Here is a 13,717-nt window from a genome sequence, read left to right on the forward strand (position 1 = left end):
ATCTACACCAAACCACCACTGAAGATCCACGGGGCACGCCTTAGGGCCGAGACCCGTTCGCATTTAACCAATGGCGTCGCGGAAACCGCAGTGCTTGAATGCCGCAGTGGCCTTGGACGCGGGGGAACTGCTGGCAGCGCACGATCGCAGCCTGCGTGGCTCCGGTTCGGCGCATCCGCGGTTGGGCACCGTGGTCGAGCGGATCGGACCGCTGACCCTCACGCACTACGGCACCCACTGCATTGTCGACCACCCCGCCCTGGACGCCTCGACCTCGGCCGCGCAGCTTGCTACGCAAGTGCAGCAGAGCGCGGCCGCGCGTGTGGAACCTGTGCAGTGGCGCGTGTTCGCCCACGACGCAGAAGCGTCGCAGCTGACGGCCTCGCTCGAAGCGGCAGGTTTCACCGCGGGATGGGAGCGCAGTGTCCTGGTCGGCGAAGTCGCCGAGCTCCACTTCCCCCAGCTGCAGCCGGAGTGGAAAGTTGAATCGGTCCGGTGGGACGAGCTGCAGGCGCAGCAGGCGCTCGACCTCTCCGCCAGCTCCGGGCCGCACCGCGTTCCCCTGTCGGCCTGGCACGCGATGGGCTCGACCCCATACTGGGACGTCGACGTCCGTGTGCTGACCCACCACGGAAGGGTTACCGCGGCCTGCTGGCTGGAGACCGTCCGGGGCACCGCGTTCGCTGCTGTCGGGGGCCTGACCGCGTCACGTCCCGAACTGCTCGCCAAGCTGCCATGGTGGCGGTTCCAGCCGCCGACGAAGGGGTTCCTGGTCGCCGAGGCCGACGGGCAGCTGCGCAGCGCCCTTATGGCCGTTGGGTTACGGGACGTCACGACGGTCCGGTCCCACCACTGGACACCGCCGGGCGAGCCCGCTGCGACCCCGCCCGCGAGGCATTCTCTCCACGACGCCGGGTCCGGACGGATAGCGCGTCGCTGCGAGGCCCGCATCGGCTTCGACTACGCCAGCGGGAGCGGACGGTATACCGCGCCGCTCGACTCGCGCCGCTGGTTCTACGGCATGCTCGACCGCGGCACTTCGGCGATCGCAGCCGCCGAAGGCGTCATCGAGCGCGGCCTGCGCGCCTGCGTCCGGCCCGGCGAATGGATCTACGAGTGCCGCCCCTATCTCAACGGCTGGGAGTTCGACCCGCACCGCGTCGGCGGTCCGGGACAGCCGCCCTGGCCGGGTAGCGCCATCGCCGACGACGAGTTCCAGTTCCTCGCCACCGCGGACGCCCGCCTCGGCACGTTCGCCCACTACGCCGAACAAGCCCTCGTCGTCTTCGGAGATGACCTCATCGAGCAGGTCGCGAATGACTTGGACCACCTGCTCGGTGGCGGCGCCTGGACCTTCGGTTGAGCACTCAGGTGACGATCCGTCATCAACTCGCGAATATCTGGCTCCGCGCCCCCCGTCCCATGATCCAAAGGACACGCCTTAGCCCCGCGCTGCCGGATCAGGGCTGGGTGGCGAGGACGGTCACCGGGTCACCGACCCGGATTTCGCCGTAGTCGCGGGGGACGAAGCGGACGCCGAACCAGGTCTTGCCGTCCCAGCGGCGGTGGAGGGCCAGGGTGCGGAGAGGTTCCTTGCCCTTCTCCAAGGTGGTGGGGTCGTAGGTGGGCACGGCGCAGCGGTCGCAGAGTTCGGACATGCGGAAACGGAGGGCGCCGATGCGGATCTCGCGCCAGGTGTCCTCGACATAGGGGGCGAAGCCGTCCACGACGAGATTGGGGCGGAAGCGGGCCATGTCGAGGGGGGCGGGGACCTCCTCCTGGCGTTCGAGGGCGCCCTCGGCGATCCAGTCGTCGAGCCGGCAGAGGGAGGAACGGGAGGTGATCAGGAAGGGGGCGTCCCCGGCCAGACTGACGACGTCGCCGGGGAGGCCGCCGTGGGAGGCCGGGACGGCGCAGCGCCGGGGGTCGTCGAGCCATACGAGGCGGGCGGGTTTGCCCAGCAATCGGGTGAACCAGGTGTGGGCCTCCGGATGGGCGAGGACCACCGTGTCCACTTCCACGAAGTGGACGGGGACGTGTTCACCGGTGGCCGGGGGGACTTTCAGCTGCGGCAGACCGGGAGCCTCAAGCAGAAGGCCGCCCTCGGCGGTGGGGGTGGCCACGACGGAGAGCATCCGCGGATTCTCCCCGACCCAGTGCAGGTTGCCCGACTCGTCCACCACGGCCCACCGGCGATCCCCCGCCAGCCCCCACGGCTCCACGACCGCCGAATCAACAACCCACCCAGAAACCGACTTCACCGGATACATACGGATCTCGGCCAGCTCCACTCCGACAGCGTACGTCCGGGAATCACTCCTCGATAGACGTAAGCTCCCGCCGCTTCACCGCCAATTCGTCCCCGGCGACATGCGGCGCAGCCAGGCCGGCGTCACCCCTCCGCTCTCCCGGCCGGCGCCCACTGCGGCGGATATGCCGCGATGGGGTAGCGATACGGGTGTTTTCCCCCTGCCAACCACACGACGGGCGCAGGCAACCTGGAAGTCCCTGGAGCAGTGCATGACAGCAAGGGGGAATCGACCATGTGCCGGCACCACTCGCAGCGCCCGTCGGCGACCGCTCCCGACCGCGCCGTGACCTGCCGGATCGGGGACGGCCTCCGGCAGGGATGGGGACCGCTGGGCGACGGCGTGGTGCTCTTGGCCGACAGCGGCGAGCTCACGGCCGGCGGACGGAGCATCCCCGCCCGCGAGCTGGTGGGGTGTGCGGTGTGAGCATGATCTACTCTCCTTTCCGGAACCAGCCGGTGCCGGCCTCGTACGGCTGCGAGGCGGGCAACCGCCCGCGGCGCCGGCACTCGTTCATCCGTGACCGCTGGCAGACATTGCTACGGGTGGTCGGCGACCTGGCGATACAGCTCGCGGACAGCCCCGACTTCGAAGTGACCTCCTGGCGGTTGCCCGTGGAGACGACTTCATGCGGCCGGGCCCGCCGTCTGACCCGCAAGCAATTGAGCACATGGGGCATGGACTACCTGGCCGACGAGGCGGAGCTCCTGGTGAGCGAGCTGGTCGCGAACGTGCTGCGCCACACGTGCTGCGACGACCTCACCATGAGACTGTCGACGGTGCATGGGCTGCTGCGCTGCGAGATCGAGGACTGCAGCGAGGGGATCCCCAAGATGCGCTGGCCCGCCCCCGACGACGAGAGCGGCCGAGGGCTGCACATACTGGACGCACTGGCCTGCTGCTGGGGGACCGATCGCACCCCGAGGGGAAAGATCATTTGGTTCGAGCTGTCCTCCAAGGTCCGTCGCTGACGGCCGCCGCTTTCCCTGCAACGGAACAGGAGCGAGCCACCTTCATGACAGAGAACGCGATCTGCCGGCCGCGGCCCTACCGAGGAGGCTTGAGAGGGAGCCGCTCGTGCCCAACCCCGAGGGGGTACGGCGCCCCGCGTCTCCGTGAACCGGGTCTCCGTGAACCGGGTCTCCGTGAACCGGTGTCTCCGTGGGCGGGGTCCACGCGGGCCGGGTCTGAGTGGAGTGCTACCCCCGGCTGAAGCTGGTCGCGGCTGACAAGATTGGGAAGGACGAGATGGGCAGGCTACACATCGTCGTCGGCCACAAACCGCCCCACACGGTGCTGGCTCTCGACGGGGAACTCGACGTGGCCACCGCCCCACACCTCGACGACGCGTTCGTGCGGGAGTGCGAGGCGGGCTACCGGAAGGTGATCCTCGACGTGGGGGCGTTGAGGTTCTGCGACTCTTACGGCTTGCGGATGCTGCTGCGCTTGCAGGACCGGTGCGTCGCGGACGGCGGCCGCATGGTGCTGGCTGACACGCGCGGGATGCTGGCCCGGGTGCTGAACCTGACCGGCCTCGAACGCGCGCTTGTCCAGTTCGAGACCGTGGAGCGGGCCGCGGCCGAGCTCTGACCCCCGCCCCCGAGCGGACGAGCTCGGTGGAGGCATTTCCGCGGGTGGAGCGGAGCCGGCTTCGCGAGGACCGGAGGTTCCTCCCGGCGCGGTGACCGACCCCGCCAAGGTCCGTGGACACCCCGTCAGCGGCCGATCTTGTCCAGCTCGGCGAGTTCCTCGTCGGAGAGCGAGAGCCCGGCGCCGCCGACGTTCTCGCGCAGGTGCGTCAGCGACGAGGTGCCGGGGATCAGGAGGATATTCGGCGACCGCTGCAGCAACCAGGCCAGGGCCACAGACATCGGCGTCGCATCCAGCCGTGCCGCCACCGTCGACAGCGCCGAGGACTGCAGGGGGCTGAAGCCGCCGAGGGGGAAGAAGGGCACGTAGGCGATGCCCTCTTCGGCGAGCTCGTCGATCAGCTCGTCGTCTTGGCGATAGGCGAGGTTGTACATGTTCTGCACGCAGACGATCGGCGCGATCGTGCGTGCCTCTGCGACCTGTTCGGCCGTCGCGTTGCTGACTCCGAGATGGCGGATAAGACCCTGCCGCTGAAGCTCGACGAGCGTCTCGAAGGGCTCGGTGAGCGAGCCGGGCCGGGGTCCCCGGGCGTCGCCGAGCCGGAGGTTGACCAGGTCGAGCACATCGAGGCCGAGGGTTTCAAGGTTTTCGTGGACGGCGCGGCGCAGGTCTTCGGGCTGTCGGGCCGGGGGCCAGCCGCCGTGCTCGTCGCGGGTCGCGCCGACCTTGGTCGCGATGTGCAGCGATTCCGCGTACGGGTGCAGCGCTTCGCGGATCAGCAGGTTGGTGACGCGCGGGCCGTAGGCGCCGGCGGTGTCGATGTGGGTGATTCCGAGGTCGGCGACCTCGCGGAGGACTGCGACGGCGCTGTCGTGGTCGGCGGGCGGGCCCATGACCCCTGGCCCGGCGAGCTGCATGGCGCCGTAGCCGAACCGGGTGACGGTCAGATCGCCCAGGGTCCAGGTGCCGCCGGGAAGCGAAGTGGAGAGCGTGCTCATGCCTTACGTCTTTCGTGTCGAACTAAGTGGTGCATAACGGTTCGATGCATCAGTATTGGTGTGCAACGCACCGATAGGAAGTAGGCACTTCGGAGTGCGTAAGGCACCCACAGATCCAAGGAGCGGTCGATGACGACGATGACGGCGGCACAGAAGAGGGCACAGGCCAAGGCGGAGTATGACGCCTTCCTCGCCGTATGTCCCAGCCGCAAGCTGCTCGACCGGATCTCCGACAAGTGGGTCACGCTGATCCTGGCCGCGCTGGGCAGCGGCGGCGGCTCGCCTGAGCCGGGCGCCGACTGCGCCGGTGAGCCGCGGTCGATGCGCTACTCGGAGTTGTCCCGCCAGCTGGCCGGCGTCAGTCAGAAGATGCTCACCCAGACGCTGCGCTCCTTGGAGCGCGACGGTCTGATCACCCGCACCGCGACGCCGACCGTGCCCGTAACGGTCTGCTACGAGCTGACCGACCTCGGTCTCTCCCTGCACCAGTTGATGCGCGGCCTGAAGGCCTGGGCCGAGATGCACATGGACGATGTGCTCGCCAACCGCGCGACGTACGACGCCGGCGCCGCCTGAGCCCTCGTCCACGTCTGGAGTGCGCTTTCCGAGGCATGCCCGAGGCGCGATCGTGCTCGCCATCGCCCGGCCGATCACATCGACCGCCGTGCCGGATGAGACCAGGTCAGGGCGGCGACACCCCTTGCCGGTCAGATGACGGGCAAGGGATGCGGCTCCGTCGCGCCGTGCGCGCGGAGCGTGGCGGTCACCCGGTCACCTTCTGGAGGAACTCGCTCACGTTGACCGCGGTTCTGCTGATCTTCTCTTCGAGCGTGAGGGACTCCGGCATCCGCCCGCCGGGACCGACGTCCTTCTTGCCTCGCAGGTAGAGGGAGCAGGCCAGGTCGGTGCAGATATAGGCGCCCACGGAGTTGCCGCTTCCGCCGGTGCGGCGGGCGGTCATCAGCGACACGCCGTCACCGGTGTGCGTGGTCAGGCAGAGCGAGCACATGCTGCGCCGTACGTGTCCGGCGTTGGGGGCGGCCCGTCGTAGTGCCACCCCCACCAGACGGTCGCCCTGCTCGGCGACCAGGTAGGCGCGACCCGGGGAGGAAGGGTCCTGCCAGCCCAGGAAGTCCAGGTCGTCCCAGGGCCGCCCATCCAGGTCCCTCGGTACGGCAAGGCGTTTGACCTCACCCTTGGTGCAGTTGACGAACGAGGCGCGGATCTCGCGCTCGGCAATTGGCCTCATAGGCACGAACCTATCGGTGGCCGGTTTTCAGGGCAATTGATTAAGTTTTCTCCTAGGGATCCTAGGAATGGCGGCAGGACGTACCCGACCGGCCGCGGGTGCTCACCGCCACCGCTCTTCGGGGGAGCCGGTTCGCCGACTGTGGTGAACCAGCAGCTTGGACAGCAGCTCGGTCAACTGCTGTCGCTCCTCGGGTGACAGCGGAGCCAGCAGTTCGTCCTGGCTTTCGGCCAGCCGCTTCTCCAGCCGCCGCAGCTGCCGTGCGCCCTCCGGGGTCAGCGAGACGATGTTGCGCCGCCGGTCAGAGGGGTCCGGGGCGCGCTCGACCAGTCCGCGCTCGGCGAGTTCGTTGATCGTCGCGACCATGTCGCTGAGGTGGATGCCGCTACGGCGGCCCAGCGCGGCCTGGCTGGCCGGGCCGCGCTCCTCCAGCGTCGCCAGCAGACGGTAGTGGTAGCCGCGGCCGCCGACCGACGAGAACCCGTCGCCCACCAGGCGGTGCGCGTGGTTGGCGGTCTGGCCGAGCAGCCAGCTGGGCAGGCCCTCCCACCGGGCGGGCGTCTCCTCGGTCTCCATGCAGCCAAGTCTAACGAATCGTTTGGCGCACTAATGGTTGTGCTATCGTTCGGCAAGCAAACGTTGGCCAGCCTAACGTTTATGAAACAAACGATTCCCTCCGGAGTTGAGACCATGATCAAGCCGTTCCACATCGCCATCCCTCAAGCCGACCTCGACGACCTGGCCGACCGGCTCGCCCGCACCCGCTGGCCCAACGAGGTCGCCGACGCCGGGTGGGACTACGGCTTCCCGCTCGCGCAACTCAAGGAACTCGCCGAATACTGGCGGACCGGGTACGACTGGCGCGAGCACGAGGCCGAGCTCAACAGGCTCCCGCACTTCACCACGGAGATCGAGGGCCAGAACATCCACTTCGTCCACGTCCGGTCCGCGAAGCCGGACGCGCTGGCGCTGATCCTCACCCACGGCTGGCCCGGCTCGTTCCTGGAGTTCCTCGATGTCATCGAGCCGCTGTCGCGCGAGTTCCATCTGGTGATCCCGTCCATCCCCGGATACGGCTTCTCCGGGCCGACCCACGAACGCGGCTGGGACGTCGTCCGGGTTGCGCGGGCCTGGGCCGAGCTGATGCGCCGTCTCGGGTACGAGCGGTACGGCGCCCAGGGCGGCGACTTCGGCGCGGGCATCTCCCTGGCGCTCGGCGCGGTGGCACCCGAGCGGGTCGTCGGGGTCCACGTCAACTACCTTCCGACCCGGCCGGTCCCGGATGCCGGCATCGAGCTGTCCGAGACGGACGAGGCCCGGCTGGGCAAGGTCAGGCGCCTGATGGCGAACCGTCCGCCGTACCAGGCCCTGCAGGCTCTCACCCCTCAGACCATCGGCTACGCGCTGACCGACTCGCCGGTCGGCCAGCTCGTCTGGATCGCCGAGCGCTTCGCACAGTGGACCGACCCCCGCTCGGACATCGGTGACGACCGGATGCTCACCGACGTCTCGCTGTACTGGCTGACCGCCACCGCGGCCTCCTCGGCGCGACTGCACCACGAGACCCCACGGGGAGCCGCGCCGTGCCCGGCGCCGGTCGGCGTGGCGGTGTTCGCCCACGACATCACGCAGTCGGTGCGGCCGCTGGCCGAGCGGCTTTACGACATCAGGCACTGGTCGGAGTTCGAGCGCGGCGGCCACTTCGCGGCGATGGAGGTGCCGGAGTTGCTCGCCGGGGACGTCCGGGACTTCTTCCTCACCCGGATCGGCAAGTCCGAGGGTCAGGGTCAGGTCCCGGGCGCGTGAGCGTCGCCGGCGGAACGAGGGCCGTGCGGGCGGCGCGGCCCTCGTCGCGGGACCTGGCGGACAGGATGTGTCCGCAGGCGCTACCGCAGGTGGTCGCGACGGCGGGTCAGGTACGCGATCTCCGCGGTGTTGCCCGCCAGGCCGATGGCCTTGTCGTAGGCCGCGCGCGACTCATGATCACGGCCCAGCCGGCGCAGCAGGTCGGCACGGGTGGCGTGGTAGGCGTGATAGCCGGCCAACCGGGGCTCAAGACGGCCGACGGCCGCCAGCGCCACCTCCGGGCCGTCGAGCTCGGCGACCGCGATGGCCCGGTTGAGCGCGACGATCGGCGATGGGTCGAGGCGGACGAGCTGGTCGTAGAGGGCGAGGACCTGCGACCAGTCGGTGTCGCGCATGTCACGGGCGGAGGTGTGCACCGCGTTGATGGCCGCGAGAATCTGGTAGCGGCCCGGAGCCTCTCCGGCGGCGGCGGCCGCGAGGCGCTCGCGCACCAGCCGGTGCCCCTCGGCGATCAGCGCCGCGTCCCAGGTCCCACGGTCCTGCTCGTCGAGAGCGACCAGTTGCCCGTCGGCCGAGACCCGTGCGGGGCGGCGGGCCTCGGTCAAAAGCATCAGCGCCAGCAGTCCGGCCACCTCACCGTCGTCGGGCAGGAGGACACGGATCAGGCGAGTGAGCCGGATCGCCTCGGCGGTCAGCTCGTGCCGTACGGGATCGGTGTCGGGGCCGGTGGCCAGGTAGCCCTCGTTGAACACGAGGTAGAGGACGGCGAGGACGCCGGAGACGCGCGCCGGGAGGTCCTCCGCCGACGGCACTCGATAGGGGATGCGGGCCGCCTTGATCTTGGCCTTCGCGCGGGTGATCCGCTGCCCCATGGCGCTCTCGGCCACCAGGAAGGCACGGGCGATCTCGGGCATGGTCAGGCCGGCGACCATGCGCAGCGTCAGCGCCACGCGACTCTCCATCGCCAGTGCCGGGTGACAGCAGGTGAAGATCAGCCGGAGCCGGTCGTCGTCGATGGCGCCGACGGGCTCGCGCGGGTCGTCGTCGTAGACCATCTGAGCCTCCTTGTGCTTGTCGTCGCGTCTGCTCTCGCGCCGGATCCGGTCGATGGCCTTTCGGTTGGCGGTGGTGGTCAGCCAGGCGCCGGGATTGGGCGGCACGCCGTCGGCCGGCCACCGCTGGACGGCGGTCGCGAACGCCTCGGCGGCCGCCTCCTCGGCGATGTCGAGGTCACCGAACCGCCTGGTCAGGGCGGCGACCACCCGTGCCCATTCCTCGTGGTGGGCCTGGGTGATCGCCTCGCGGACGTCGATCCCGCTCACAGGAACGGTCGCACCTCGACTTTCCGGTTGCAGGCCTCGGACCCCTCGGTCGCCAGCCTGAGCGCCACGTCGAGGTCGGCGGCCTCGATGATCCAGAAGCCGGCGAGGTACTCCTTCGACTCCAGGAAGGGCCCGTCGGTGACCATCGCCTCCCCGCCCCGGTTGTCGATGACGGTGGCCGTGCTGGGCGAGGCGAGGCCGCCGGCGAAGACCCAGTGGCCCTCGGCCTGGAGCCGGTCGTTGAACACGTCGATCGCGGCGTCCTCCTCCGGGGTGGCGAGACCGGCCTGGTCGTGGATCACGGAAAGCAGGTACTGCATCTGAGGATCATCTCCTTGGGTGCCGGAACAAGTGGAGCCGCAACAGTGGTGTCAAGACAGCGATGTCAAGACGGTGGTGTCAAGACTGGGGGCGTGCCGGTCGGGCGCTTCACGCCGTCGCATACTGCGGGCGCCCCGCCGGCCGGTAGACCTGGATCGTCACACCCTTGGAGTCCACGCGCGACTCGACCAGGTCGAGCGCATGATCCGGGCCCGCGTCCGGGAACAACCGCGCACCCTGGCCGAGAATGACGGGAACGACGATCAGCGTCATCTCGTCGACCAGATCGTTCTCCAGCAGCCACCGGATCAGGATGCCGCTGCCGTGCACCTGCAGCTCACCGCCCGGCTTGGCCTTGAGGTCCGCGATGGCCGTCGCGAGGTCGCCGGACAGAACGGTGGTGCCCGACCAGGCCGGATCGGCGAGTGTGGCCGACGCGACGTACTTGGGTCGTGTGTTCAACGCCCGCACGACGGGCTCCCAGCCCGGCGCGTCCTGGACCGTCATGGTCCCCCACGCGCCGGCGAACAGTTCGTAGGTCCGCCGGCCGAACAGGAACGCGTCGGCGTGCTGGTAGGTCTGATTGATGAACGCGTGGGTCTCGTCGTCGCCCTTGCCCAGGGCCCATCCGCCGCGCTCGAATCCGTTCCTGCGGTCCTCGTCCGACGCGCCGCCGTTCCCCTGCGTCACTCCGTCGAGGGTGATCTGGGTGATGGTGGTCAGCTTCATGATCGCGCTTCCTTCTCCTGGGCGCCGCCCCTCGTGGGCGGCCACACCCCTGCTACGAACACCGCCGCCTCGATCCGACACCCGCCTTCCGGATTTCTTCAAAAACTTCACGAGGCGACGACGCCGGCGATCACCCGAGCTCCCGCCACGCCCCAGGGGATGACGAGGTGAGCACTGAGCGTTACCATTTGATTACTGAGAGTAGGACAAAGGTCTGCCGAAGGAGTGTCATGAAAAGGTTCGTCCTCGTCCCCGCCCTGACGGCCGCGACGATCGCGATCAGCGCCGGCGCCGCCTACGCCTCCCAGTACGTCGCCTATGAGGGCCCCGGCTTCAGCGGCAGGTCGGTGGTCATCGACCGCTGCGGCGTGTCCAACATCCCCTTCCACGGGTCCTACCGCTGGTATGGCGACGGCCAGAGCGGCCGGATGTACAACCAGCCCGACGCGCAGGGCGTCGCCCACTTCACACTCGCCGCCGACAGGAACGCGGAGCAGAGGACTCCGGTCGGCTGGAAGAGCATCTTCATCGTCTGCTGACCCCGGCTCCGCCGCGTCCCGCCCCCGGTGCCCACCGGGGGCGGGACGTTTCCGCATTGCACGAAGACGACCGCGCTGCCCGAGGACGACCGCATGACATGAGGACGACCGCTCCCCCGGAAAACGCCGGTGCGTGCTGCAGGTGCCGGCTGAAAGACTGCGCGGATGACCGCATGGGAACCGAAGAATGACCTGCACCGCTATCTGCAAGCCGCCCGTGACGCTCTTCTGTGGAAGCTCGACGGGCTCTCCGAGTATGAGATCCGCCGCCCGCTGACGCCCACCGGCACCAACCTCCTGGGGCTCGTCAAGCACCTCGCGGGAGTGGAGGCGGGCTACTTCGGCGAGACCTTCGGGCGGCCGTTCGGCGAACCGCTGCCGTGGATAGCGGACGACGCCGAGGACAACGCCGACATGTGGGCGACCGCCGACGAGTCGCGTGACGACATCGCCGGGCTGTACCGCCGGGTGTGGCAGCACGCGGACACCACGATCGCCGCGCTGGCGCTCGACGCGACCGGGCGCGTGCGGTGGTGGCCGGACGAGCGGAGCGAGGTCACGCTGCACCAGATCCTCGTGCACGTGATCGCCGAGACCAACCGGCACGCCGGCCACGCCGACATCGTCAGGGAGCTCATCGACGGAGAGGCCGGGATGCGGGACGGCAACCTCAACCTGCCCTCCGGTGATCAGAAGTGGTGGGAGGACTACCGCAACCGACTGGAGCAGACGGCGCGGGAAGCCGGCCGGGGCTGAGCCCACACCACGTCACTCCGATCGTCGCGGCGGCCGGGAGCCCCTGACCGGCGCCCGGCGGCCTGCCGGGCGGCCCCGCCGAGCGGGACGAGGGAGGTCAGGGCGCACCCCCGGCGCCGCCGCGCCGAGCCCGGCCTCCGGAACTGGCCGAAAGTACGGTCGCGGGCGGCCGGAACCATGCTTCCGGCCGATAACGGCGAAGGGCCGCCGCCCGCAGGATGAGGCCCCATGCATCGTGAGAACGTCACCTCCCCCGCCGTGCACCTGCGGCCCGGCGAGGGCGGCCACGCCACCACCTCGGCGGGCCGCCCGCGCATCGCCGCACTCGACGTCGTGCGCGGGTTCGCCCTCTGCGGGATCCTGCTCGCCAACGTCCAGCCGATCGCCGCGACCGGCGCGTTCGTCCCGCCGTCCACCCCCGGGGGAAGCGAGGCCGCCTGGCTCGGAGTGCTCGTCGAGCAGCGCTTCTTCCCGATCTTCTCCCTGCTCTTCGGCGTCGGTTTCTCGCTGCTGCTGGACTCCGCGGCCACCCGCACCGCCCGCCCGCGGGTGATCCTGCTGCGACGGCTCCTGGCGCTGCTCGCGCTTGGCGTGGCGCACTTCCTGCTGCTGTGGCACGGCGACATCCTGAGCACCTACGCCGTCATCGGCCTGCTGGTGCTGCTGCCCTCGACCTGGCTGCCCCGTCTGGCCGTCGCCGCCCTCGCTCCCGCGTTCATCGCGGTGTCGCTGCTCGTCGGAGGCGACCGGTTCGCCCTGATCGCCGGACTGTTCCTGCTGGGCTCGGCGCTGGTCCGCTATGGCGTGATCGACCGGCTGGAGCAGTCGGCGCGCGTGCCCGCCACGCTCGGGCTGGTCCTGGCCGCCGCCGCGGCGCCCGTGCTGTGGCTCCAGGCCCGGTCCGACCCGGCCGGCCGCGCCTTCGGCATTTCACTGGCCGGGGCCGGACTGCTGATCGCCGGGGTGTACGTCTGCGCCCTGCTGGTTGTGCTCAGGACGCCGCTGCGTCCGGTGCTGCGGGCCGTGTTCGCACCCCTCGGGCGGATGGCGCTGACCAACTACCTGTCCGCGACGGTCCTCGTGCTGGTGGCGGGCCGCGCCCTCGGCAGCCCGCCGCACACCTGGCCGGTCGCGGCCGTGCCCCTGATCGCCGGCGTCATCCTCGCCGTCCAATGGGTGTGGTCCACCCTGTGGCTGCGCCGCTACCGGCAGGGCCCGCTGGAATGGCTGTGGCGCTGGGCCACCTGGACCCGCCGGCCGCCCCTGCGCCGGGAGTAGACGGCGTCACGGATCCGACGGCGTCACAGGTGGACGGCGTCACAGTCGTGAGCCGAGATCCTGCGGGAACGCCCGGTCGCCCTCCCCGCCGCCGGCCAGCACGCGCACCGCGGCGTACGCGTCGGCGAGCGACCTGTCGCCCAGCTCGCGGAAGCGGGCCAGCGCGGGGACGTCCCCGGCGCGGGTCATCTCGGCCTGCACGACGTGCAGGTTCTCCTCGGCCACCCCGAGTTCGCGGAAGTACGTCCGCAGGTAGGGCGTCTGGAAGTCCAAGCCCTCCCGCGGGGTGCCGGGACCGTAGGCGCCGCCCCTGGCGGCGACCACGACCACCGTCGTGTCGCGCAGGCGGCCGGCCTCCGTGACGGGATCGACGTACGCTCCCGGGAACGTCACCCGGTCGATCCACGCCTTGAGCGCGGCCGGCACCGTGAAGTTGTACATCGGGACGCCGACCAGCACGGTGTCCGCCGCCAGCAGCTCCCTGATCAGCGGCAGCGTCAGCGCCCATTCGCGTTCTTCGGCCGGGCCGCCGGTCATCGCGGTCACCCGCGCGAGCGGGACGACCCCGTGCCGCTCCACCCGGCGGCCGAGGGTTGTGTAGGCGTGGGACACCAGCGGCACGGGGTCGGCCGTCAGATCCCGATAGCGGTACCCGCTCGTTCCGTGCCGCCGGCACCAGGCATCGGCGAACGACGCCGTCAGCCGCCGGGTGACCGAATCGCCCGCGAGGCTCGCGCTGGAATCGACATGCAGCAATGACGTCACCTGTCACCTCTCCTGCCTCGTGTACGTCATGGTGGTGACGAGGCGGGCGGGGGAA

At 70.0% G+C, this 13,717-nt stretch carries 17 protein-coding genes; 9 read left to right on the plus strand and 8 right to left on the minus strand.

The features are described from left to right. The first annotated feature begins 106 nt into the window (after positions 1-106). The gene (locus BXA11_RS36055; RefSeq protein WP_076441877.1) at positions 107-1,363 is read left to right on the plus strand and encodes a DUF2716 domain-containing protein; all 1,257 of its coding nucleotides are present in this window, start codon (positions 107-109) and stop codon (positions 1,361-1,363) included. 97 nt (positions 1,364-1,460) lie between these two features. Here the strand turns inward: BXA11_RS36055 and BXA11_RS36060 are convergent, their stop codons facing one another. Further along, on the minus strand, positions 1,461-2,291 hold the full coding sequence (locus BXA11_RS36060; protein WP_083744829.1) for an MOSC domain-containing protein: 831 nt from the start codon (positions 2,289-2,291) through the stop codon (positions 1,461-1,463). Between the two features lie 252 nt (positions 2,292-2,543). Here BXA11_RS36060 and BXA11_RS43510 point away from each other — a divergent pair, with 252 nt between their 5' ends. The 3 genes from BXA11_RS43510 to BXA11_RS36075 all read left to right on the plus strand — a co-directional run bounded on the left by BXA11_RS43510 (position 2,544) and on the right by BXA11_RS36075 (position 3,899). Next, positions 2,544-2,735, plus strand: a complete 192-nt coding sequence (locus BXA11_RS43510) for a DUF5999 family protein (protein WP_076441879.1) — start codon at positions 2,544-2,546, stop codon at positions 2,733-2,735. A gap of 2 nt (positions 2,736-2,737) precedes the next feature. Next, the gene (locus tag BXA11_RS36070; RefSeq protein ID WP_051762415.1) at positions 2,738-3,280 is read left to right on the plus strand and encodes an ATP-binding protein; all 543 of its coding nucleotides are present in this window, start codon (positions 2,738-2,740) and stop codon (positions 3,278-3,280) included. Positions 3,281-3,557: 277 nt separating this feature from the next. Beyond that, complete coding sequence (locus tag BXA11_RS36075; RefSeq protein ID WP_143734721.1) at positions 3,558-3,899, plus strand: STAS domain-containing protein; 342 nt, start codon at positions 3,558-3,560, stop codon at positions 3,897-3,899. Positions 3,900-4,024: 125 nt separating this feature from the next. On the opposite strand, the gene BXA11_RS36080 is transcribed toward BXA11_RS36075, so the two are convergent. Then, complete coding sequence (locus tag BXA11_RS36080; RefSeq protein ID WP_076441885.1) at positions 4,025-4,897, minus strand: aldo/keto reductase family oxidoreductase; 873 nt, start codon at positions 4,895-4,897, stop codon at positions 4,025-4,027. 129 nt (positions 4,898-5,026) lie between these two features. Between BXA11_RS36080 and BXA11_RS36085 the strand changes: the two genes are divergently transcribed. Then, positions 5,027-5,473: a winged helix-turn-helix transcriptional regulator gene (locus tag BXA11_RS36085; protein WP_030511215.1), complete on the plus strand. Its 447-nt coding sequence runs from the start codon at positions 5,027-5,029 to the stop codon at positions 5,471-5,473. Between the two features lie 187 nt (positions 5,474-5,660). Here BXA11_RS36085 and BXA11_RS36090 read toward each other — a convergent pair whose 3' ends face one another. Continuing rightward, entirely contained in the window at positions 5,661-6,146 is a 486-nt protein-coding gene (locus BXA11_RS36090; RefSeq protein WP_030511216.1) for an FBP domain-containing protein, read from the minus strand. A 102-nt stretch (positions 6,147-6,248) separates the two neighbouring features. Then, on the minus strand, positions 6,249-6,722 hold the full coding sequence (locus BXA11_RS36095; RefSeq protein WP_076441887.1) for a MarR family winged helix-turn-helix transcriptional regulator: 474 nt from the start codon (positions 6,720-6,722) through the stop codon (positions 6,249-6,251). 114 nt (positions 6,723-6,836) lie between these two features. Between BXA11_RS36095 and BXA11_RS36100 the strand changes: the two genes are divergently transcribed. Next, positions 6,837-7,952, plus strand: coding sequence for an epoxide hydrolase family protein (locus BXA11_RS36100; RefSeq protein ID WP_076441889.1), 1,116 nt, complete (start codon positions 6,837-6,839; stop codon positions 7,950-7,952). Between the two features lie 80 nt (positions 7,953-8,032). On the opposite strand, the gene BXA11_RS36105 is transcribed toward BXA11_RS36100, so the two are convergent. The 3 genes from BXA11_RS36105 to BXA11_RS36115 form a co-directional block, all read right to left on the minus strand. Further along, positions 8,033-9,274 (minus strand): RNA polymerase sigma factor, encoded by a 1,242-nt coding sequence (locus BXA11_RS36105; RefSeq protein ID WP_076441891.1) that lies wholly within the window; start codon positions 9,272-9,274, stop codon positions 8,033-8,035. Further along, a complete protein-coding gene (locus BXA11_RS36110) occupies positions 9,271-9,594 on the minus strand; it encodes a YciI family protein (protein ID WP_030511218.1) in 324 nt (107 codons plus the stop codon). Before BXA11_RS36110 ends, BXA11_RS36105 begins: the two co-directional genes overlap by 4 nt. A gap of 109 nt (positions 9,595-9,703) precedes the next feature. Next, positions 9,704-10,324 carry a dihydrofolate reductase family protein gene (locus BXA11_RS36115; RefSeq protein WP_076441893.1) on the minus strand — a complete coding sequence of 207 codons (621 nt, stop codon included), beginning with the start codon at positions 10,322-10,324 and terminating at the stop codon, positions 9,704-9,706. Positions 10,325-10,554: 230 nt separating this feature from the next. Here BXA11_RS36115 and BXA11_RS36120 point away from each other — a divergent pair, with 230 nt between their 5' ends. The 3 genes from BXA11_RS36120 to BXA11_RS36130 all read left to right on the plus strand — a co-directional run bounded on the left by BXA11_RS36120 (position 10,555) and on the right by BXA11_RS36130 (position 12,897). Next, entirely contained in the window at positions 10,555-10,863 is a 309-nt protein-coding gene (locus BXA11_RS36120) for a MiAMP1 family antimicrobial peptide (protein WP_076441895.1), read from the plus strand. A 165-nt stretch (positions 10,864-11,028) separates the two neighbouring features. Beyond that, complete coding sequence (locus BXA11_RS36125) at positions 11,029-11,619, plus strand: DinB family protein (RefSeq protein ID WP_030511220.1); 591 nt, start codon at positions 11,029-11,031, stop codon at positions 11,617-11,619. A 228-nt stretch (positions 11,620-11,847) separates the two neighbouring features. Then, positions 11,848-12,897, plus strand: a complete 1,050-nt coding sequence (locus tag BXA11_RS36130; RefSeq protein WP_083744830.1) for a DUF418 domain-containing protein — start codon at positions 11,848-11,850, stop codon at positions 12,895-12,897. Positions 12,898-12,936: 39 nt separating this feature from the next. On the opposite strand, the gene BXA11_RS36135 is transcribed toward BXA11_RS36130, so the two are convergent. Further along, the gene (locus BXA11_RS36135) at positions 12,937-13,662 is read right to left on the minus strand and encodes an FMN-dependent NADH-azoreductase (protein WP_076441897.1); all 726 of its coding nucleotides are present in this window, start codon (positions 13,660-13,662) and stop codon (positions 12,937-12,939) included. Positions 13,663-13,717 lie beyond the last annotated feature (55 nt).

This window comes from Microbispora rosea (assembly GCF_900156315.1).
Lineage (GTDB): Bacteria > Actinomycetota > Actinomycetes > Streptosporangiales > Streptosporangiaceae > Microbispora > Microbispora rosea.